This window comes from Ralstonia sp. PBBBR1, assembly GCF_002256165.1.
Taxonomy (GTDB): domain Bacteria; phylum Pseudomonadota; class Gammaproteobacteria; order Burkholderiales; family Burkholderiaceae; genus Ralstonia; species Ralstonia thomasii.
This window is the reverse complement of sequence record NZ_NKIL01000005.1, coordinates 112,872-133,867: the sequence shown is the minus strand read 5'-3', so window position 1 is coordinate 133,867 and position 20,996 is coordinate 112,872. Positions and strand designations below refer to the sequence as shown.

At 63.7% G+C, this 20,996-nt stretch carries 16 protein-coding genes; 7 read left to right on the top strand and 9 right to left on the bottom strand.

From position 1 onward, the window contains the following. Positions 1-217: 217 nt before the first annotated feature. The 3 genes from CFE42_RS09310 to CFE42_RS09300 all read left to right on the top strand — a co-directional run bounded on the left by CFE42_RS09310 (position 218) and on the right by CFE42_RS09300 (position 2,441). On the top strand, positions 218-1,162 hold the full coding sequence (locus CFE42_RS09310) for a LysR family transcriptional regulator (protein WP_004627418.1): 945 nt from the start codon (positions 218-220) through the stop codon (positions 1,160-1,162). A gap of 97 nt (positions 1,163-1,259) precedes the next feature. Further along, positions 1,260-1,517, top strand: a complete 258-nt coding sequence (locus tag CFE42_RS09305) for a hypothetical protein (protein ID WP_004627416.1) — start codon at positions 1,260-1,262, stop codon at positions 1,515-1,517. Between the two features lie 147 nt (positions 1,518-1,664). Further along, complete coding sequence (locus CFE42_RS09300) at positions 1,665-2,441, top strand: Mut7-C RNAse domain-containing protein (protein ID WP_004627413.1); 777 nt, start codon at positions 1,665-1,667, stop codon at positions 2,439-2,441. Here the strand turns inward: CFE42_RS09300 and otsA are convergent, their stop codons facing one another. The 4 genes from otsA to CFE42_RS09280 all read right to left on the bottom strand — a co-directional run bounded on the left by otsA (position 2,442) and on the right by CFE42_RS09280 (position 7,151). After that, the gene (gene otsA, locus CFE42_RS09295) at positions 2,442-3,872 is read right to left on the bottom strand and encodes an alpha,alpha-trehalose-phosphate synthase (UDP-forming) (protein ID WP_004627410.1); all 1,431 of its coding nucleotides are present in this window, start codon (positions 3,870-3,872) and stop codon (positions 2,442-2,444) included. It lies immediately after the preceding gene. After that, a complete protein-coding gene (gene otsB, locus CFE42_RS09290) occupies positions 3,869-4,669 on the bottom strand; it encodes a trehalose-phosphatase (RefSeq protein ID WP_004627408.1) in 801 nt (266 codons plus the stop codon). The genes otsA and otsB overlap by 4 nt, the downstream gene beginning before the upstream one ends. 161 nt (positions 4,670-4,830) lie before the next feature. Beyond that, on the bottom strand, positions 4,831-6,882 hold the full coding sequence (locus CFE42_RS09285) for an NADPH-dependent 2,4-dienoyl-CoA reductase (RefSeq protein ID WP_004627405.1): 2,052 nt from the start codon (positions 6,880-6,882) through the stop codon (positions 4,831-4,833). A 107-nt stretch (positions 6,883-6,989) separates the two neighbouring features. Next, positions 6,990-7,151, bottom strand: coding sequence for a hypothetical protein (locus CFE42_RS09280; protein ID WP_238563718.1), 162 nt, complete (start codon positions 7,149-7,151; stop codon positions 6,990-6,992). Between the two features lie 110 nt (positions 7,152-7,261). Here CFE42_RS09280 and CFE42_RS09275 point away from each other — a divergent pair, with 110 nt between their 5' ends. The 4 genes from CFE42_RS09275 to CFE42_RS09260 all read left to right on the top strand — a co-directional run bounded on the left by CFE42_RS09275 (position 7,262) and on the right by CFE42_RS09260 (position 12,623). Continuing rightward, positions 7,262-8,242 carry a tyrosine-type recombinase/integrase gene (locus CFE42_RS09275; RefSeq protein ID WP_004627401.1) on the top strand — a complete coding sequence of 327 codons (981 nt, stop codon included), beginning with the start codon at positions 7,262-7,264 and terminating at the stop codon, positions 8,240-8,242. Between the two features lie 167 nt (positions 8,243-8,409). Beyond that, positions 8,410-9,435, top strand: coding sequence for a UDP-glucose 4-epimerase GalE (galE, locus tag CFE42_RS09270; protein WP_004627399.1), 1,026 nt, complete (start codon positions 8,410-8,412; stop codon positions 9,433-9,435). Between the two features lie 38 nt (positions 9,436-9,473). Then, complete coding sequence (locus CFE42_RS09265; RefSeq protein WP_004627397.1) at positions 9,474-10,901, top strand: PAS domain-containing protein; 1,428 nt, start codon at positions 9,474-9,476, stop codon at positions 10,899-10,901. A gap of 180 nt (positions 10,902-11,081) precedes the next feature. Then, positions 11,082-12,623 carry a methyl-accepting chemotaxis protein gene (locus tag CFE42_RS09260; RefSeq protein ID WP_004627396.1) on the top strand — a complete coding sequence of 514 codons (1,542 nt, stop codon included), beginning with the start codon at positions 11,082-11,084 and terminating at the stop codon, positions 12,621-12,623. A gap of 120 nt (positions 12,624-12,743) precedes the next feature. Here the strand turns inward: CFE42_RS09260 and CFE42_RS09255 are convergent, their stop codons facing one another. The 5 genes from CFE42_RS09255 to CFE42_RS09235 form a co-directional block, all read right to left on the bottom strand. Continuing rightward, on the bottom strand, positions 12,744-13,052 hold the full coding sequence (locus tag CFE42_RS09255; RefSeq protein ID WP_004627393.1) for an H-NS histone family protein: 309 nt from the start codon (positions 13,050-13,052) through the stop codon (positions 12,744-12,746). A gap of 413 nt (positions 13,053-13,465) precedes the next feature. Next, on the bottom strand, positions 13,466-15,553 hold the full coding sequence (locus tag CFE42_RS09250; RefSeq protein ID WP_004627392.1) for a bifunctional diguanylate cyclase/phosphodiesterase: 2,088 nt from the start codon (positions 15,551-15,553) through the stop codon (positions 13,466-13,468). Between the two features lie 304 nt (positions 15,554-15,857). Then, entirely contained in the window at positions 15,858-17,111 is a 1,254-nt protein-coding gene (locus CFE42_RS09245; protein ID WP_004627389.1) for a helix-turn-helix transcriptional regulator, read from the bottom strand. A 131-nt stretch (positions 17,112-17,242) separates the two neighbouring features. Then, a complete protein-coding gene (locus CFE42_RS09240) occupies positions 17,243-18,928 on the bottom strand; it encodes a ShlB/FhaC/HecB family hemolysin secretion/activation protein (RefSeq protein ID WP_004627388.1) in 1,686 nt (561 codons plus the stop codon). A gap of 266 nt (positions 18,929-19,194) precedes the next feature. After that, complete coding sequence (locus CFE42_RS09235) at positions 19,195-20,553, bottom strand: collagen-like triple helix repeat-containing protein (protein ID WP_004627385.1); 1,359 nt, start codon at positions 20,551-20,553, stop codon at positions 19,195-19,197. Between the last annotated feature and the right edge of the window lie 443 nt (positions 20,554-20,996).

Genomic DNA, 20,996 nt, shown 5'->3' with positions numbered 1-20,996 from the left:
AGAATTTACGGTTGTGCTACAAAGTGTCCATGCTCAAGGCCGATCTTGTTGCACTGCGAAAACCCGTAGTCGCAGCTTTCCTGATCGCGCCTCTTGCTCAGAACGCGTGCGTGTTCTCGAACATGAGCAGACCCCTTGATTCCACAAGTCCGGCGCATTGGCCGTTTGGTTCGGGCAGTGCGCCCGCCCCGTGGAGTCCGTCCCTAAGGAGCCGCAGATGGATCGCTTGCAGGCCATGCAGGTTTTCACGCGCGTCGTGGAAGCCAGCAGTTTCACCAAGGCTGCCGACAGCCTTCAGTTACCCCGCGCCACGGTGACGAACCTGGTGCAAAGCCTTGAGGCACACCTTGGCGTGCGCCTGCTGCACCGGACCACACGCCGTGTGAATGTCACCGCCGATGGCGCTGCGTATTACGAGCGCTGCGTACGCTTGCTCGGCGATCTTGAAGAGACCGAGGCTGCGTTCTCGCAAAGCTCGTCGGGCGCACGCGGCACCTTGCGCATCGACGTGCCTGCGTCGATTGGCAAACGGTTGCTTGTGCCGCGCATTCGCGATTTTCACGAGGCGTACCCCGATCTTCAGTTGGAGATCGGCATGAGCGATCGCACCGTCGACCTCGTGCAGGAGGGCGTGGATTGCGCCGTGCGCGGTGGCGAGTTGCAGGACTCCAGCCTTGTCGCGCGCCGCATCGGCCAGCTGTCGATGGTCAATTGCGCGTCGCCCGAATATCTGGCCCGCTGCGGTACGCCCAAGACGTTGGAAGACCTGCAGGACCACACGGCGGTGAATTACTTCTCTGCGCGCAACGGCCGCCGCATGGATTGGGATTTCGTAATCGACGGGCAGAAGCAGATTCACAAGGTGCGCAGCATGGTGTCCGTCAACGATGCCGAATCGGCGGTGGCGTGTGGCCTGCATGGCCTGGGGCTGCTACAGACTTCACGCTTCCTGGTGTATGAGCACCTGATGTCGGGCGCGCTGGTGGAAGTGCTGCCGGATCATATTTCCGAAGCGGTGCCCGTATCGGTGGTGTATCCGCACAACCGGCATCTGTCGCCCAAGGTGCGGGTGTTTGTGGACTGGGTTGCGACGCTGTTTGCCGACCACCCGTGCCTGCAGCTCAAGGAAAATCCGCGACTGCACATTGTTAGCGCCGCCTGAACAGTTATTTCTGCAAAGTCGCATTTATTAGACGGGAGCAACGATCTATTCTGCCCTCCGAGCGCAACAACGAGCGCAAACGAACAAGGATCAGATCATGAACTCCCGCCTCTTCTCCGCCTTCTCCCGCCGCGCTGTCCTGGCCATGGTGGCCACCGTGTCGGCTTCCGCCACGCTGCTGTCGCAGCCCGCAACGGCGTCCATCCAGCCCAACTTTGACGCTCCGGCCGCAACGCAGGCTGGTCGCTTTGATCCGTACACGCAAGGCGCTGACCGCCAGGCCGACACGTATGGCTACCTGTCGTGGAACGGAGATGCGAGCTATCCGAACGGCGGCGCTGCATCGCGCGCATAAACCGCGCATCGACTGAATTTTTTCCTCCCTGTTTGCGGCGTGGCTTGAGCGGTCACGCCGCATTTTTATTATTCAGGCGCCCGGCAAAACCCTTGCGGCGCGACCGTGCCAAGGCACCCATGTTGGGTTGGGAGTATCGTGGCAGGCATGCAAACCGTCGTCCTCACGTTCGATTCCAATCTGACGCCGCTTCTTCCGCAGGCGTTGCGCGGGCATCCCGTTGCACGCGCGTGGGCAGACGGCGCCACGCTCAAGCTCGCTATCGAGGCACTTGGCGTGCCGCATACGGAAGTTGGGCAAGTCCTGGTGGACGGCCGGCCCATGGCGCTGGAGGCCATGTTGCCCGCCCGGGGCTACATTGCCGTTTCAGCGGCGGAGCCCCTGTTGCCCACCGCGCCGCTGCACTTTCTGTGCGACGCCCACCTGGGCGCAACGGCGCGCTTGCTGCGCATGGCCGGCTTCGATACCGCCTACGACAACAACTACGCCGACGCGGCCATCGAAGCTCTCGCGAACGGAGAAGACTGGATCGTGCTCTCGCGTGATCGTGAACTCCTCAAGCGACGTGGCATCCGTCGTGGCGCGTTCATCCGTGCGCGTGAGCCGCAAGCGCAGATGCGCGAAATCGTCATGCGCCTCCGGCTCGCCGATGTGGCCAGGCCGTTCTCTCGCTGTCTCGAATGCAATGTGCCGTTGCGGATGCTGAGCCCGGAAGAGGCTTCCGCCAGCGTGCCGCCCCGCGTGCGTGAGCGCCAGCGGCTCTTTAGCACCTGTGATGTCTGCCGCCGCGTCTATTGGCCCGGTTCGCACTGGGCGCGCATGAATGCCGTGTTGGCCGACATGCTTTCGCCCGAGGCCGACGCATCCACAGACATAGCAGAAGCTGCCGAGCGTATGCCGCGCACCGGCAGCGCGGGCGCCTGACTATCGCGACGGCGCGCCGCGCAGGTCTGCCACGAACCGCTCGCGCCAGATGGTGAGGTTGGCCGACCGCAGCCGATCCATCATGTGGGCATAGCGCGCCTTGCGTTCTTCGAGCGGCATCGTCAACGCGCGGTTCAGTGCCTCGGCCATGCCGCGCGTGTCATACGGGTTGACGATCAGTGCGGCATCCAACTCGCGCGCCGCGCCGGCAAAGCGCGACAGCACGAGCACGCCCGGGTTTTCCGGGTCTTGTGCGGCCACGTATTCCTTGGCGACGAGGTTCATGCCGTCACGCAGGGGCGTGACATAACTGATCTGCGAGCTGCGGAAAAGCGCCATCAGCACGCGCCGTTCGTACTGCTTGTTGATGTAGCGGATGGGCGTCCAGTCCAGTTCCGAATGCTTGCCGTTGATGCGGCCCGATTCAGCCTCCAGCCGCTGCCGGATCTGCTGATAGCTCTGCACGTCCTGGCGCGACGTGGGCGCAATCTGGATGAAGGTCACGTGCCGGCGATGGTCCGGAAAATCGTCCAGCAATTGCTCGAACGCGCGGAAGCGCTCGGGCAGGCCCTTGGAATAGTCGAGCCGATCGACGCTCATGATGAGTTTCGTGGGCGGCTGGCCTTGGCCTTGCCCCTGCGGCGCAATGCGCTCGCCGCGCGCGCCCGCATGCCGCATGAACGGATTGCGCCGTGCCAGCGACGCCTTGGCTTGCTGCGCGATCTCGTCCGGATGCACGCCGATCGGGTAGACCTCCGCGCGCAGCGTGTGGCCATAGGCGTGTACCGGGCCGTTCTGCTCTTTCTGCTCGATGTAGCCGCGCGCCTCGCGCTCGATGTAGTCGTAGAAGGCCACGCGGTCGGTCTCTGTCTGGAAACCGACCAGGTCGTACGCACACAGCGCGCGCATGAGGTCTTCATGCGGCGGAATCGTCGTCAGGATTTCCGGCGACGGAAACGGAATGTGCAGGAAGAACCCGATGCGGTTGGTCAGCCCCAGCGCGCGGCACTCTGCGGCAAACGGGATCAGGTGATAGTCGTGCACCCAAAGGATGTCGTCGGGTTGCACCAGCGCCTTGAGCTGATGCGCAAACTGCGCATTGACGCGCCGGTAACCGTGGTACTCCTGGCGCTCGTAGCGCGACAGATCCACGCGGTAATGGAAGATTGGCCACAGCGTCGCGTTGGCAAAACCGCGGTAGTACTGGTCGTAGTCCTTGCGGTTCAGGCCGACGGTGGCATAGGTGATATTGCCCTTGGTGACGATGGTCGGCTCGTGTGAAACAGTGGCTGCGCTTTCGCCGCTCCAGCCAAACCAGATGCCGCCGGTTTCGCGCAGCGCATCGAACACACCCACGGCCAGGCCGCCGGCCGTTCCCTGGCCTTCGGCAACGGGCGCAACGCGGTTGGAAACCACAATGAGTCGGCTCATGCGGCACCTCGCTTGGACGGGGCCGTGAGCGTTGCCAGCCAGGCCCGCAATGCCGCCGCGTCTTGCACGCGCCAACGCGCCTGGCTTGGGCCCGTCCCCACCTTGATCGACCAGCCCTCCAGCGCATTGACGGCATCGAAGGCGCTTTCATCGGTCAGGTCGTCGCCGGCAAACAGCGCCGTGCGGCCCATGAAGGGCGGTTCGGTCATCAGCGTGTGCACTACGTCGCCCTTGCTGGCGCCGCGCGGCTTGAGTTCGACGACCATCTTGCCGGCCTGCAGGCGCACGTGGTCGGCATAGCGGCGCGCGAGGCGGTCCGCTACCGTCAGTACGGCGTTCTCGGCTTCAGGCGCGTGGCGGTAGTGCAGGGCAAACGCAATTCCCTTGCTTTCCAGCACCACACCCGAAAACTGCGTCGACAACTGCGTGAGTTCTGCGCGCAACTCGCGCTCCAGTTGCGCGAGTGCATCTGCGTCAGCGTTCAGGCGGACGAAGCCGCCGTCTGCATAGCGGCGTTCGGCGCCGTGCACACCGGCGATGACGAGGCCGGGCAGAGACAGGCGCGACTCCACGTCATGCACCGTGCGCCCGCTAATGATCGCCAACGCGCCCCCGCTGGCGGCATGCAGCGCGGCCAGCGTTTCGCGCAGCGGCGCAGAAACATGCACCGCTTCGGGTTGCGGCGCGATATCGACGAGGGTGCCGTCAAAGTCGAGCAGGAAGGCCGTTCGGCCCAGGTCGAGCGAGGGCAGGGGCGCCGCGTTGGCAGAAGACTGGGGAGAGACGTTCTTGGACAAACCGGTTCTTGTGAATGTGCGTGATGCGCCTGTTCACGCAAGAACCGGGCCGGCCACGCCAGCCGTTGTCATTTCGGCATTCGCAACGGGCGGGAGAGGGTGGCGAGATTGTAAAAATGGGCACGTGATGCAAAACCTTCACATCCCGCGTACCCAAGACGTCACAGCGATGCAGCCAGACGCGTTCCCTGGTCGATCGCGCGTTTGGCGTCCAGTTCGAGCGCCTCGTCTGCACCACCGATGACGTGCACCTTTGCTCCGCCCGCCTGCAGCGGCGCAACGAGTTCGCGCAACGGCTCTTGCCCGGCGCACAGCACGACGGAATCGACCGGCAGCCATTCGGCGGCCTCGCGTTTTTCGCCGTAGCTCACGAGCAGGCCTTCGTCGCCGATGCGCTCGTAGTTCACGCCGCCCACCATGCGCACGCCCAGGTTCTTCAGGCTGGTCCGATGAATCCAGCCCGTGGTCTTGCCGAGACCGCCGCCGAGTTTGCCGGCACGCCGCTGCAGCAGGACGATGTCGCGCGCGGGTGTTTGGGGTTCAGGGCGGATGCCATCCACACCGCCACGCACTTCGGTCGGATCTCCCACGCCCCATTCGGCGCGCCACGTTTGCAGATCGAGCGTGGGCGAGTGGCCGTCCAGCGCGAGGAATTCCGCCACGTCAAAGCCGATGCCACCCGCTCCGACAATCGCCACGCGCTTGCCCACCGGTTTGCGATGGCGCAGCACATCGATGTACGACAGCACGCTCGGATGATCCTGCCCCGGGATCTTCGGATTGCGCGGCGACACGCCCGTCGCGATGATGATCTCGTCGTACTTGGCCGCAAGAAGCTGCTGCGCATCCACGCGTGTACCGAGGCGCAGCGTCACGCCCGTCGTGGCGACGCGACGGGTGAAGTAACGCAGCATCTCGTGAAACTCTTCTTTACCCGGGATCGTCTTGGCCATGTTCAACTGGCCGCCGAGTTCCGGTGCCGCGTCGAACAGGTCCACGGCGTGCCCACGCTCGGCCAGTGTGATCGCCGCGGATAGCCCCGCAGGCCCGGCGCCCACCACTGCAAAGCGACGCTTGGCGGGCGTCGGTCGAATGACGAGTTCCGTCTCATGGCACGCGCGCGGGTTGACGAGGCAGCTCGCAATCTTGGCCTTGAACGCGTGGTCCAGGCAGGCCTGGTTGCAGGCGATGCAGGTGTTGATGTCCTGCGCGCGGTTCGTGGCGGCCTTGCGTACGAAGTCGGCATCGGCCAGCAGCGGCCGGGCCATCGAAACCATGTCGGCGCACCCGTCGGCCAGCACGGCCTCCGCCACCTCGGGCGTGTTGATGCGGTTGGAAGTCACCAGCGGAATGCCGACCTCGCCCTTCATCTTCTTCGTGACCCACGCAAACGCCGCACGCGGCACGCTCGTCGCAATGGTCGGGATGCGCGCCTCGTGCCAGCCGATGCCCGTGTTGATGATGGTGGCACCCGCGCGCTCCACGGCCTTGCCAAGCTGCACGACTTCTTCCCACGAGCTGCCGTCGGGAATCAGGTCGATCATCGACAGGCGATAGATGATGATGAAATCCTTGCCGACCGCCTCGCGCGTGCGCTGGACGATTTCCACGGGCAGGCGCATGCGGTTGGCATAGCTGCCGCCCCAGTCGTCCGTGCGCTTGTTGGTGTGGGTGACGAGGAACTGGTTGATGAAGTAGCCCTCGGAACCCATGATCTCGACGCCGTCGTAGCCGGCTTCGCGGGCCAACTGGGCGCAATGCACGAAGGCGCGAATCTGCCGCTCGATACCGCGCACCGACAACTCGCGCGGCGTGAACGGGCTGATGGGTGAGCGCAGCGCCGTGGGCGCGACCGCAAACGGGTGATAGCCATAGCGGCCGGTGTGCAGGATCTGCAGGGCGATCTTGCCGCCTTCTTCATGCACGGCGTTGGTGACCGCGCGGTGGCGGCGGGCCGCACCATGCGTGGCCAGGCGCCCGGCAAAGGGCTTGGTCCAACCGGCAATATTGGGCGCGAATCCGCCCGTGACCATCAGCCCGACATCGCCGCGTGCGCGCTCGGCAAAGTAGGCGGCGAGCCGGTCGAAGTGGTTGCCATCTTCCAGCCCGGTATGCATCGACCCCATCAGCACGCGGTTCTTGAGCGTGGTGAAGCCAAGGTCGAGCGGGCTCAGTAGGTGGGGGTACGGCGAGGAGGGCGTGGAGGCTGGCATGTCCGGCGCAGGGAGAGGCGCTGCGATGATGTGGAAACGCGCCGGACGGTAGCACCCAAGCGCCCGTTGGAACAACAGGGCGGGGTTCTAGATGTGTGGACTGCGCGTCAGGATTTTTCCGACTTTTTCGCGTCATCTTCAGCTGGCTTGCCGAGCAGCGCTTTCAGCAGCTTGTTCTGGGGAATCGCCTTGCCGGTGCCCTGGCTGTTGCGCTTGAGGTTGTTGGCGATTTTCAGGCCCTTGAGTTTTTCGAGGTCGGTTTTCTTCACGATGGGGTCCGCAATGGGATACATGAGCTGCGTGTTACGCTCGGCAGGATACGCGAATTGCCACACCCTCGGTCCGCCCACGCCCGTTTTTCAGCATTTCCGCTACCGCTTTGACCTCATTCACGCCGCCCGCCACGCCCGTTCCGGACCTGTTTGAGCCCAGCCTGCAAGACTGGGCCGAGCGGCCCGCGCAAGCCTTCGAACATTGGCTGGCCGCGCGAGGCTATCGCGAATCGTCGGCGACGGTGTATCGCGCGATGTGGCGCAAATGGCTGCGCTGGGCCGAGTCGCATCAACGCGCCTTGGCCAACTGGAGCGCGGGCGACATCGCCGCCTTTCTTGATGAATCGGGTCTGACCAAGCTGCATCGCTACCGCTACGCGCGCCTGATCGAACGCGTCTTCCATCAGATCGAGCAACAACGCACGGGCACGCACAACCCTGCAAGCTCGGCGGTGCAGCAGAAGTTGGCGGAAGGCGAAAACGATCCGACCACGTTTCTCTCCTTTGCCGAGCGCGCGGCGATCGAGGCTTCCCTCGAGGTGGACGCGCAGGCCAGCGAGGCCGCCGCCAATGCCAGCGCGTTCAAGCTGGCGCGCGACCGCGCACTCGTTGCGGTTTGCCATGGCGCGGGGTTGAAGGTCGCGCAGGTGCAATCGTTGCTGCTCCGCCAGGTGGATGCGGCGCTTGAGGCGATCGTCGTCGAGCGCCCGCGCGGCCCGTCGTACAAGGCGCCCATGCTTGAAGCTGCACGCCCCGCGATGGCGGCCTGGCTGGCGGTGCGCGCACACGCAGAGGTGCCGGGCGAGCGCGTGTTCGTTGCCGATGCCGGCGGGCGTGTCATGCACGCAGCGTCGGTGTACCGGCGCGTGGAGGCCTGGCTGGCTGCGCTGCCGGCGTTGTTGCACCGCAGCGAGCGGCTGTCGCCGCAGACGCTGCGCAATGGCTACACCGCCGCGCTGTTCGACGCAGGCGCAAACCCTGCCGAGGTGGGGTACGCACTGGGCCTGCGCGATGCGACTTCGGCATGGCGTCTGCGCGCAGCCTATGCTGAGTGGCAGGCGGCCGCCCATCCAGATGGCCAGCCGTAGTGCATTTTTTGGACAACCGAGGCTTCAAACTGGCCGCTAGCCGTTGGCTGGCTTTGCTATGATCGCGCTGTTTTGCGCGCTGCGGAGCAGGTCGGCGCAGCGTAGAACGATGATGCCGGGCTCAAACCGGCACGCTGGCTCTCTCCTTCCTCGATACCTCGCACCCCATGACAGAAACGATTCTGCTGACCGGCGCTACCGGCTACATCGCCTCGCACACCTGGGTTGAATTGCTGGATGCGGGCTACCAGGTGATCGGACTCGACAACCTCTGCAACAGCAGCTCGACCGTGCTCTCCCGCATCGAGCAGATCACCGCCAAGACGCCTAAGTTCGTGCAGGGCGACGTGCGTGACCGCCGCCTGCTAGATGACCTGTTTGCCAGTTCGCGCATCTCAGCTGTCATCCACTTTGCGGCGCTCAAGTCGGTGGGCGAATCGGTGCAGAAGCCGCTGGCCTACTACGACAACAACATGGGCGGGCTGGTCACGCTATGCGCGGCCATGGCGCATGCGAATGTGCGCCAGCTCGTTTTCAGCTCGTCGGCAACGGTGTATGGCAATCCGCACACCGTGCCGATCACCGAATCGTTTCCGCTGTCGGCCACCAACCCGTATGGCCAGACCAAGGTGATGGGCGAACAGGTGCTGCGCGATCTGGAGATTTCCAATGCGGCGTGGCAAATCGCCTACCTGCGCTATTTCAATCCGGTGGGCGCGCACCACAGCGGCCTGATCGGCGAAGACCCGCGCGGCATCCCCAACAATCTGATGCCGTATGTGGCGCAGGTGGCGGTGGGCAAGCGCGAGAAGCTTTCCATTTACGGCGGCGACTGGCCCACGCCTGACGGCACCGGCGTGCGCGACTACATCCACGTGGTGGACCTTGCGCGCGGGCACCTCGCGGCGCTCGACACGCTGCGTCGCGATGGTCGTGGCTTTACCGTCAACCTCGGCACGGGCCGCGGGTATTCGGTTCTGGAAGTGGTGGAGGCCTACAAGCGCGCCAGCGGCAAGCCGGTTCCGTACCAGATCGTGGATCGCCGCCCCGGCGATATTGCAGCGTGCTATGCCGATCCGGCACTGGCGGCCTCGCTGCTGGGGTGGCGCGCGCAATACGGCATCGAGCGCATGTGTGAAGACTCGTGGCGTTGGCAAAGCATGAATCCGGACGGCTTTCAAACCCGTGGCTGATTCATTGAACTACTCGAACCCAAAGGAGACGCCCCGTCGTGGATGAGCCGTTCATCGCTCACCTGGTCAATACGCTGGCGCACGCGTTGTTGCCTGCGTTGCTGCCGTTTGTCGTGGCCTGCGGCGCGGGCAGTCTGCTGCTGCGTCTGCTTGATGACTTGCGCAGTGCGACGGCCCCGCGCACGCGCGTGCCGCTGGTCATGACAGCGTTGTTCTCGGCGGTCGGGCTGTGGGCAGTGCCGCTGCTGCCGCTGCTTGCGCATTGGCCGCTGCACGAAGGTCCCGCGGTGCTTGTGATGACGCTCGCGTCGTTCTGCTGGAGCCTGGCCGTGGCGGCGCTGTGGTGTGTGCTGGGCGGCCGTGCGGGCCTGATGCGCGCCCTGTTGCTCGGCGTGTTGCTGAGCGTAAGCGGCCCCGTGGCGGTGTTGCTGCTGGCGGGCGTGACCAGCTTCAGCGCCACCGCCTGGGAAGACGCCGGGCTGCTCGGTATCGTCATGGCTCTGTCGGCGATGGCGTGTGCGGCGGCGCTGCAATTTGCGCTCTCGGCGCGGTCGGGGGCGACCGGGGTAGCGGTACGCCGTCCGGGCGTGAGTCTGTTTGTCAGCGTGCTGTTTGGCGTTGCGTTGACGGCGGATGCGGTGTACACGGCGTCGCTCGCAGGCTCGTTTTCGACGCTTTCCGACATGCCCGGCAATGCGCCGGCAGGGTTGCGGTTGCTGCTCGTGATGGGCGCGGCTGCAACAGCGCTCGCTGCTTTGCTGCTGGGCTATCGGGATCGTGCAACAGGCGACACCGCCGCCGCCGTTGCCACACGCGAAATCCGTCTGCGCAAGGAGACGGTGCAGGCGCTCAACGACCTGGAGCAGAGCTACCGCCGCCGCGAGGCCGAACTCGTTGCCCGCCATCAACTGCTGCTCGACGGCGCAGATGTCGGTCTGTGGGAGTTCGATCTGGTCACCCGCGCTGCGCAGTTCTCCGCGCGCTTTGCCGCCATGCTGGGCTACACGCTCAAGGAGATCGGTCCAAGCACGAGCGAGTATCTCCGTCTGGTGTACCCGGATGATCTGCCCATGGTGCTCAATCGCATCCAGGCGCATGTTGACGGCAATACGCCGGCTTACGTGGCGGAATTCCGCATGCGGCACAAGGACGGCAGCTATCGCCAGATTGCCGCGCACGGCGTGGCAGTGCGCGACGCCGGTGGTAATGCCGTGCGCATGGCAGGGTCGCATATCGAGGTGGCTGCAAAAGCAGCCTCGGCGGGGGTTGCCGGCTCAGCCGCTTCGATCGTTGCCGAGGCACCGGAAACGCTGCGTCGCCATGGCTTGTGGGAATCCTGGTCGCCTGCCGATCATCCCGCCGCAGAAGCTGTCGCACCGCAGACAGAATCGACATCACCGCCTGGGCCCACTACGACGTCCACAGGCGGCGCGCTTCCCAGCATCAATCCCGACGCCTTGCGTTGAGGCGTCTTTCTCTGTGTCCCCTTTCCTCCGCGGTGACTTGGCACTTGGGTAGATGTCCTACTCAAGTTTTTCGCATATGTGTTCGATAGCTCAAGCAGAGCGCGTGTAATCGCGCCAGGGGAGCGCCGCGATCGGTACCTGTGCCTAGCGGACAAAGAGAAAACGCTTGGAGGAAGGAAGATGAATCGACTCACGCTTCGTCAGAAGCTGTGGCTGCCACTTGTCCTGAGTTGGCTTTGTCTGTTGTTGATCACATTGTGGAGCACTTGGGAGACCCGCACCCTGCGCCTGGAAGAACGCCAGCGCGACTTGCAGAACATCAGTGAATCCGTATTCAGCATCATCAAAGACTACGGACAGATGGCGCAAGACGGTAAGCTCGCCGCCGACGAGGCGCGCGCCCAGGCCCTCGCGCGCATCAAGATGATCCGCTACGGCAAGGATGGCTACTTCAGCATCAACCAGACCAACTCGGTGATGGTGATGCATCCGATCAAAGCCGAAATGAACGGCAAGGACATGTCGGGTTTTACCGACCCGGCAGGGAATCATCTGTTCGAGGAAATCTCTCGCGTGGGCAAGAGCGGCGGCGGCTTTGTCGATTACCTATGGCCCAAGCCCGGCGCGGAAGCGCCGCAGCCGAAGAAGAGCTACGTGCTGTATTACCAGCCTTGGGACTGGTGCCTCGTCACGGGCACGTATATGGACGACATCGAGACCGCATTCCACGCGTCGCTAATCAAGGCGCTGGGGCTGCTGTTTGGTGTCGGCTTGCTGATGACTGTGGTGGTCGTGGCCGTTACGCGCAGCCTGCAGCGCCAGTTGGGTGGCGAGCCCGCTTATGCCGCCCGCATTGCCGGCCGCATCGCTGCGGGTGATCTGGCTGTGCCGGTTGAAACCCGCTCGGGGGATCGCGACAGCATGCTCTACGCCATGGCGCAGATGCAGCGTGAGCTGACGGGCACGATCGGCAACATCAAGAGCTCGGCGGATTCCATTGCCAGCGCCACCAAGCAGATCGCTGCCGGCAATGCCGACCTGTCGCAGCGTACGGAGCAGCAGGCCTCGTCGCTGGAAGAAACGGCGTCGAGCATGGAGGAACTGACGAGCATCGTGAAGCAGAACGCCGACAATGCGCGTCAGGCGAGCACGCTGGCCGTCAATGCGTCGGATATTGCGGTCAAGGGCGGAGAGGTGGTCGGGCGCGTGGTCGAGACCATGTCCGGCATCAACGAAAGCAGCAAGAAGATTGCCGACATCATCGGTGTGATCGAGGGCATCGCTTTCCAAACCAACATCCTGGCGCTGAACGCTGCCGTGGAGGCCGCCCGCGCGGGCGAGCAGGGCCGAGGCTTTGCCGTGGTGGCGGGCGAAGTGCGCAGCCTGGCGCAGCGCTCGGCGAGCGCTGCCAAGGAAATCAAGGACCTGATCGGCGATTCGGTGGGCCGGGTGCAGAACGGCTCGGCGCTGGTGGAAGAGGCTGGCGTGGTGATCCAGGACGTGGTGACTGCCGTGAAGCGCGTAACGGACATCATGGGCGAGATTTCTGCGGCGTCCGACGAGCAGAGTTCCGGCATCGAGCAGGTCAACCAGGCCGTGAACCAGATGGACGAAGTGACGCAGCAGAACGCTGCGCTCGTGGAGCAGGCGGCGGCCGCTGCGCTGTCGCTGGAAGAGCAGGCGCAATTGCTGCGTACGGCTGTGGGGCGCTTCCAGGTATAACTGCGCCTGACCACTGTCAGGCCGACATGCAAAAGGCCGGCAAATTCGCCGGCCTTTCTCTTTTGTGGTTTCCGGCGCGCCTCTTTGTGCGGGCTCGGAATGCTGCGCTGGAAGCGCTGCTCAGGCGACCAGAAAATCCTCCATCTTCCGGCCCGACGACAGCTCCTTTACCAGCCAGCCCGGGCGCTTGCCACGGCCCGTCCAGGTATTGCCGTTGTTGTCGCGGTAACGCACCGGCACCTTACGGCCAGCCTTCTTCGAGGCCACGGCACCCTTGGCGCCAAAACCGAGGTCTTCGGCGGTCAGGCCGTATTCCACGATCTTGTGCTTGATTTCAGCGATCACCGTCGCTTGTTCATTTGCCCGAAGTTCATCGGCTTGGCGCTGCAGTTCAGAGATCTTCTGAACGATTTCCTTGTAAGTCGGCATTATGGATTCCTCAACTTTGCAATTGAAACGCGGGCACGCTCCCCGTAGCCCAGCGCATTATAACGACTTTGCCATTGAGAATTGAATTTCGTTAAGACCTCATGTCAACGACGTGGATTTTCTGCCGCACTGTTCTTTGCGCTAACCTGCATGGGATGGGCGTTTGCGCGATGTGTCGAAATCATAAACATATGAACCATTACAAAACCATTGGGCCGTATTGCAATCGATGCAACGCACCAACTACGCAATCCCTACTCAATTCTTTTCTTATGTGACTGCTTCATTGCTTCGGCAATTGCCGGTGGTCTTGGCCTAATATCGGCGAATATGAAGATGAAAGGTTGCTGAAGCGCGATGCCGAATGCATCAAAATGGCGCATTTTCTGTGCCGCCTATTCGATGCCGCCTGTTCAGGCGTACTCGACTCCAAGCAACCCTTGAAAATCCTTGGCCGGCATCGGACGCGCCAGCAGATAGCCCTGAACCTGGTCGCATTGCAGATTCACCAGGGCCTGCATTTGCGCTTCGGTTTCCACGCCTTCCGCCACCACGGTCATGTCCAGCGAGTGCGCCATCGCGCAAATGGCGCGAATGATGGCGGCTGCCTCGGGCGGATTGTCATCGAGCGCGGAGACGAATGCGCGATCGATCTTGATCTGCTGGGCGCGAAATCGCTGCAGATAACTGAGGCTGGAATAACCGGTCCCGAAATCGTCAATGGCCACCTCGAAGCCGAGCGACTGGATCTGACGGATGACCGCGATGCTTTGGCTCGCATCGCGCATGGCCGCGGTCTCGGTGATCTCGAACATCAACCGATGTGCGGCAACCTGATAGCGATGCAGGATCTGCGACAGACGCTGCACGAGATCAGGTTGCTGGAATTGCCTTGGCGAGAGGTTGACGGCAATGCGCTGCGGCGCCATGCCGATGGCATCCCAGTGCATGATCTGGCGACAGACTTCTTCGACCACCCAGTCGCCCAGTTCGACGATGGTGCCGGTGCGTTCGGCCAACGGGATGAACTCCGCTGGCGACACCGGGCCAAGCTCCGGGTGGTTCCAGCGCAGAAGTGCTTCGGCGCCGGCCATGGCCTGCGTGCGCGCGTCGTACTTTGGCTGGTAGTACACGGAGAGCTGCCCGTTGAGGGCCGCATGCGAGAGCGCACGTTGGATCTGCAGCACGCGGTGTGCCGTGGTGTTCAGGCGCGGCTCGAAGAAGCGGTACGCGTTGCCGGTGGATTGCTTGCAATCGAACATGGCCGTGTCGGCATGTTCAAGCAGCGTGTCTGCCGTCGCGCCGTTGTGAGGATGAACGACTACGCCAATGCTGGCGGTCGCGCGCAGGCGCCGGCCTTCCACTTCCACCGATTCACGCAGGCGGAACAGCAGCTTGTCGCCAATGGTGGCGGCAGACTCGGGCAGCGCCAGACCTTCAACGAGGATGCCGAATTCGTCGCCGCCAAGGCGTGCCACGGTGTCTTCGCCGCGAATCGCCTGGCGCAGGCGCTCGGCAATGATTTGCAGCACACGGTCACCGGCGTTGCGGCCGTATTGGTCGTTGATCTGCCCGAAATTGTCGAGATCCAGATAGAAGAGAGCAAACGGACGCCCGCGTCGCGTGGACGACAGGATTGCCGCCTCCAGCGCTTCGCGCAGATGCAGGCGGTTCGGCAGGCCGGTCAGCGCGTCGTGGAGTTGGGGCCGGGGCGTCTGGTTTGCCACGCGCGCCAGCGAGGCTTCCAGGTGCGCCTGCGCCGAGTCGACACGGGTCTCGAGCATCATCAGCACCGCGTGCAGGCCCAGTGCGATCAACACGCCGCCGGCGCTGAGCATGATGACGGGCACGATATGCATCGTTGATTCATCGGCCGGCCAAGCGGCGGCGCACGGCCACAGCACGAGCGATAGCACCGCAGTTGTCGCCAGCACGGCTGCGGCACGTGCGCGCAGACCCACGGCGGCGCGGCGCTGCGCGGGCGGCATATGAAATGCCATGCACATCGCCAAGCACACGCCTGCACCAAGCACCAGCGTGCCGCCGCCCCAGCCAAGCACGGCGCGGCGCAGCGACAATGCCTGGTCATGCACCCAGGGGCGTGTCAGATACAGCTCCATCGTCAACAGACCGATGCCAAGCGCCACGGCGCCCATGGCAATGCTGCGTCGTTGCGGAGCCTGTGCGCCATTGGAAGCCGAAGTGTCCGGCAACACGATGGAGAAAGCCGCCAGCGAGGCCGCCAGCGCTGTCACGAGTGTCGCCACAATGGGCGCGGATACGGCCGCACCGACCTGCCGATGCAGGCCGAGCTGGCCGAGCCAAAGCCCCGCCCACAGCCCAATGCCAAGAATGACCGCACAGGCGATGCGCCAGTTGCGGCGTTTTGCGATCGTCGAGCCCCCCGGCAGACGTGTCGCAGCGTCCAGTGCGGCAAACGTGGTCAGCCCAGTGCTGACCCACGCAAACAGCAGCAGCGCAATATGGAAATCGTTATGCATGCGAGCGCATCCGGCGCGGCCCCCCGATCTACGACCAGCGCCTAGTCTGTGTTTTGCGGCGAGGATAGCGCAAAAACCTGTCGTTTCAGGCCGCGAAAAGGCGCGTTTGTTGCGCGTTATTCACAGAATGCGTCGGGATCATTCGCCGTTACCGCTTCGCATCAAGCAAGCATGACGGCGCCACGCCTGTCTTGGGGGATCGGCAGAAACCGCCGAAACGTGAGCCGGGTATACGCGGATGGCTCGCCGCTCGTGATTGGGCGTTGGAAGTCAGGCGAAGTGGGGAGGAAAATCGCGCACGTACTCAGGCGTTGAGGCGGCCCCGCCGGCGCGCAGCCGGAGTGGCAGCGCCAGCACGTTCCAGATCGACGCTGGGCAACAGATGCAGCAGGCGCACAAGCTCAGACTGGCGATGCGTGCCGGTCTTGCGCAGGATGTCGCGGATATGCACGCGCACCGTGTGCAGCGAGAGAAATTCGCGCTCGGCAATTTCCTGCAGGGTTTCGCCTGCGGCCAGCCGTGCAGCGACGATGCATTCCTTGTTGGTCAGCCCGAAGAGCGAGGCGAGCACGCCGGCGTCCATGACGGACCGTGCCTCGGAGTTGCCGACGAGCACCAGCGCCAGCGGCGAGGCCCAGGCCGAACGCATCGCATCGGAAGGCGTGAGCGGCGTGGCAATGAACGGTACCGGGCGGCCATCGCGCGCCAGGTACATCCACGAACCGGCCGCGCCTTGTACGCCGAGTGACCCGGCAGCATGTTCGATGAGGTTGCGAAGCGCCGCGTCGTGTGTGTGATCAGCCGAATGCAACAGGCTGCCATCGAGCGACAAGCGGTCGTCTTCCGTCGTCATCGTGCGCGCCCAGGCGTTGGCGTATTTCACGCGCATGGTGCGCTCGATGACCATCACGCCGAAGTCGAGCGTATCCAGCCCGGCCATGCCGAGTGCGGCGAGTTCGTTCAGCTCAAGATTGCGCTGCTGCATGCGCGCAGCCCGTTGCAGGTGCGGCAGCACGCGCTGCAGGCGGGTTTCGCGTTCGATGGTGCTGACTTCCGATGCATCGTCGTCGCGCGTGCGCAGGCGCATCGTGACGCGCATGTCGGGCGTATCGATCAGTGTCATGCCTGCCGAAGGCGTCTCTTCGGGCGGCGCGGCGCTCAGCAGTTGCGGATCGTGACAGAAGCTGTTGCAGTGGCCCGGCTGCGGGCAGTGCTGGCACCAGCCCGACGAAACGCCGTGGCGCGGCGTGTCGGTGTGCTTGTCCCAGACGAAATAGTGTGCGCTTTCGGCGCCGGCATACACAGAAAGCAGGGCCAGGGCGATCGGCATCTGCGCAGGCTCGAGTACCGCCTCGTAGATGGTATCGACGAGTCGATGGAATTCTGCGTCATCCGATAGACGTTGCAGCATGATGGCCCCCGGTGCGTATTGCGACAGCTCAGAGTGCAATCCCTTGCTGTCGGCGTGTTGCGGCGTGATGCCGCCGTCGCTGTCATGATTATTGTTGTTCTGCGCGACTTCTGTGGTAATCGGCAACTCTTTGGACAAACTTAACATTCCGCTTTCGATGCTCCCAAATTCCGGCGGCGATGTATCCCCCCCTTGAGAGGGGAGTATGGGCGACTTTCAGCGCTGAAAATATAAAAAATATAAAAAATTCGTGCACATGTTCACGATACCGGCGTGCGTCAGTTGAACTGGTACGTGTAGGCGGCGTTGAACCGCAGGCTGCGCGAGCTTGAGTTGATCGGCTTGTCTCCCACAGGACGCGCGATGGCCAAGTCCAGCGTGTAGTACTTCCGATCGGAGAAGCGCACGCCCAGGGCAATCGAGCCGAGCTGATCATGCACCAGCGTGCCTGCGTTCGAATAGACCTTTGCGGTGTCGTACAGCAGGTAAGGTTGCACGGTCTTCAGATAGTCCATCGATACCTGGAATGCGCGGTTGATTTCCACCGATGCGCCCCAGCCGCGATCACCTGCCACTTCACCGGCCGGATAGGCGAGACCGAAGAAGCGTCCGCCAAAGCTGATCTGCTCCGACGATGGAAGCACCGCGCCGCTGTACTGCGCTGCCCCCGACACCACCACGCCAAAGCCCAGGGGCAAGTCGTGGGCTTCGCTGGCGGTGACGCGCGTGCGCAGGAAGCTCAGGTCAACATCGTTTTTGGCGTTGGACGAGGCGGCCTTGCCGGCGCCCAAGCTATTGATGCCTTGGTATAAGCCCAACGACACACGTCGAGTCTCGCCCGGGTTGATTTCGGTATAGAGCACCTCGGCGCCGGCCACGCGGACTTTGGTATCCAGCTCAGTTTGCGGGAGCGTGGTGACTTGCGGGTTGTAGCGCTGCTTGTCGTCGTTGCCGTAGAAGGTGCCCGTCACCATCAGGTTGCGCGTGTTCGACAGCAGTACCGGATAGCTCAATGACAACCCGAGCCGTTGCGTGTCGGTCAGGTAGCGCGATTGATAGCCCAGTTGCTCCAGCGGCAGATTCTCGGGCATGCCGCGATAGTGCGACCACGTGAGCTTGGCCAGCAGCCCGTCGGTGCCGATTGGCTGAGCCCACGAGGCCGAGTAGAACGTCTCATGATCCGACCCGCGCGGTTGCAGCGTCGAGACGGTGATCTGCTCGCCCAGCGGCGTCACGCTATTGAGCGTGCCCGTAATGATGGCCCGCACACCCGGCGAACGGTATTCGATGCCCGTGCCGATCGTGTACGGCTGGCGCTTCACGTTCAACACGAGTTCGCTCGCACCATCGGTGGTGGTGGGCGGCTGCACAGTCGCGGTGATCTGCACGCCGGGTTGCAGCGCCAGCACGCCGGTGACGCGCTCGAACGTTTCGCGGCGCAGGGGCTTCTCATTCATCAGGCGCTGCGAGATTTCTCGCAGGCGGTCTTCCAGTGGCCCGGGTGTGCCCTCGATACGCATGCGCGCCACATAGCCTTCGACCACGGTGACGCGTACGACACCGCCTTCAAACGTTTGTGCCGGCACGAAAGCAAATGAGAGCGGGAAACCGCGGTCGGCATACAGCTTGGTGACATCGTTGGCGGCCTGCAGCAGTTGCGCGACGGTCACGTCGTGCCCGGCCAGCGGCGCGAAATGCGCAGCGACCTCGGGAAACGGCAGCGTCTTGACGCCTTCGATCTGGAACTTGGTCGGTGTGAGATGCGTGGCGAGCAGGTTTTCCAGTGCCGGATTCGGCCGCTGCACTTCCACCTGGATCTTCTGCTGGGGCGGACGGGAGGTATCGACCTTGGGAAGCGTGTCGATCGGGTTGCCTTGAGTGGGGCTGCTCTGGGCCCAGCTCAGTGCCGGGCCGGTCAGTGCTACGCCTGTGGCCAGGGCCAACCGCATGGTGGTGGTCCGCACGCCTGTCTCCTCCGTGATTTCGTTTGTAGTGTCGCGAAGCCGTGCAGCCGCGCGTTCCATCAAACGATAACCGCGAGACATGGTGCTTTACAACAAAACACATTGAGCGAGCGTTCACGCGACGCAACGGCCCAAGTAGATACTGGGGTGATAGGTGCGTGGCAGCCAGCCCAATGACGATGCCGCATTGCGCGGCATCGATGCGTTTGAAACGCGACAGCGGCGGACTGGCGTGTTAGCCGGTCCGCCGAAGCGTGGACCGCGGATCAGTGGCGCGTGCCGCCTAGTGTGGTGCCCACCGTACCCAGCAGACCGCCCACCGCGCCGGTGACCGGAGACAGCGGTGTTGCCGCACCTGCTGACGTCAGGCCGGTGCCCACCGTGGTGACCACACCGCCAACCGGGGCCGTGATCGCACTGATGGGCCCCAGCGGGTTGCTGGCACCACCGGCTGCACCGCCCAGGCTACCGAGCGCACCGGTGATCGGAGCAAGCGGGTTGCTACCACCTGTCGCGCCACCCAGGCCGCCCAGCAAGCCTGTAATTGGCGCCAGCGGGTTGGTGCCACCAGCGCCGCCGAGGCCACCGAGTGCGCCAGTGATCGGAGCGAGCGGGTTGCTGCCGCCCGTTGCGCCACCCAGGCCGCCCAGCAAGCCCGTGATCGGGGCCAGCGGATTACCACCCGAGGCCGTCGGCGAATACACAGCGCCGCCCAGCGCGGCAACCGTGGTGCCTGCGGCCGTCACCACGCCACCGAGACCACTGACCACCGGAACGTTGGCAGCGGTGAGGGTCGTACCGCCATTGGCCACCGCGCCGCCAATCGTGCCCAGCAGTGAGTTTGCCGGGGAACCCAGACCCGTGGCCGCGCCCAGCGTCTGTGTGCCGCTGGTGATCTGCGACGTCAGCGGCACGATGGCCGTGCTCAGTTGCTGCGTGAGTTGCTCCACCGGGCCGGTCGACAGGGCCGTGCCCAGCGTGCCGCCGCCGTTGGCAACAGCCTGGCCGACTTGCGTGACCACGCCTGCCAGCGGTGTTGTCACTGGAGCCAGCGGCGCCAGCGGACCGGTGCCCAGGTTGTTGACCAGCGTGCCGGCGCTCGTGACCGTGTTGCCCGCACCGGTCACCACGTTCCCGAGGCTGGAAACGGTGGTGCCAACCGGATTGGTGTTGCGGCCGATGCTGCCCAACCCGTTCTGTACGCCCGTGCCCAGCGCCGAAACCGTCGCGCCAGCGTTTTCAACCACACCGCCCAAGCCGCTTTGCACGCCACTCAGCTGCGAGGGCAGCGGCGCGGTGGCGATGGTCTTGCCGAGGCCGCTCACAGTCGAGCCGGCCGCCGTGACGATGCCCCCTACATTGTTGAGGACGGCGCCGGTCGGCGTCAGCGGCGCAGGTGCCGGAGTCGGGCTGGGGGACGGCGAAGGCGAAGGAGAGGGCGAAGGCGACGGCGAAGGCGACGGGGAGGGCGAAGGCGTTGGTGTTGATCCGCCGTTGTTGTTCGAGCCGCCGCCGTTCGAGCCGCCCAGCGAGCTGCCCATGTCTCCTGAGCCGGAGCTGGCGCAACCACCCAAAACCAACAGGCTTGCCATGGTGGCGGCCAGGCACTTGATATTCTTATTCATGATGGATCTCCCGTTTTAAAAGTCCGCTTTAGTCAGCAGGAAAAAGTCTCACTCTCGACGTGAGGTGGCTGGACTCTGCAAACGGTGTGCCATGTCACCATTATTACGCACTGTGTAATGCTGTATCTGAATTTGCCCCGTTTATCTCGATAAAGCGGGGGGAATTGTGAAAACTAATCAGAATGCTGAATTTACATACCCCACAAAAGTGGGGGTTAAACGTCTGCTCTCGGGGTTATGTCGGCGATGGATGTGTTCCGTGTCACGTTACGTCGTAACGCTGGGAACATGGATTTGGGTGGGGTAACGGTCGGCGCTCAAGTTAGGGAAACACCTGACGCGGTGCCCGTAAAACCAACACACACGCCGTCCTTTGAAAACTGAACCCTGTTTCTAATGCGGTTGGCATGCGATTTGCAGAATGCGGCCCGCAGTCCGCAATA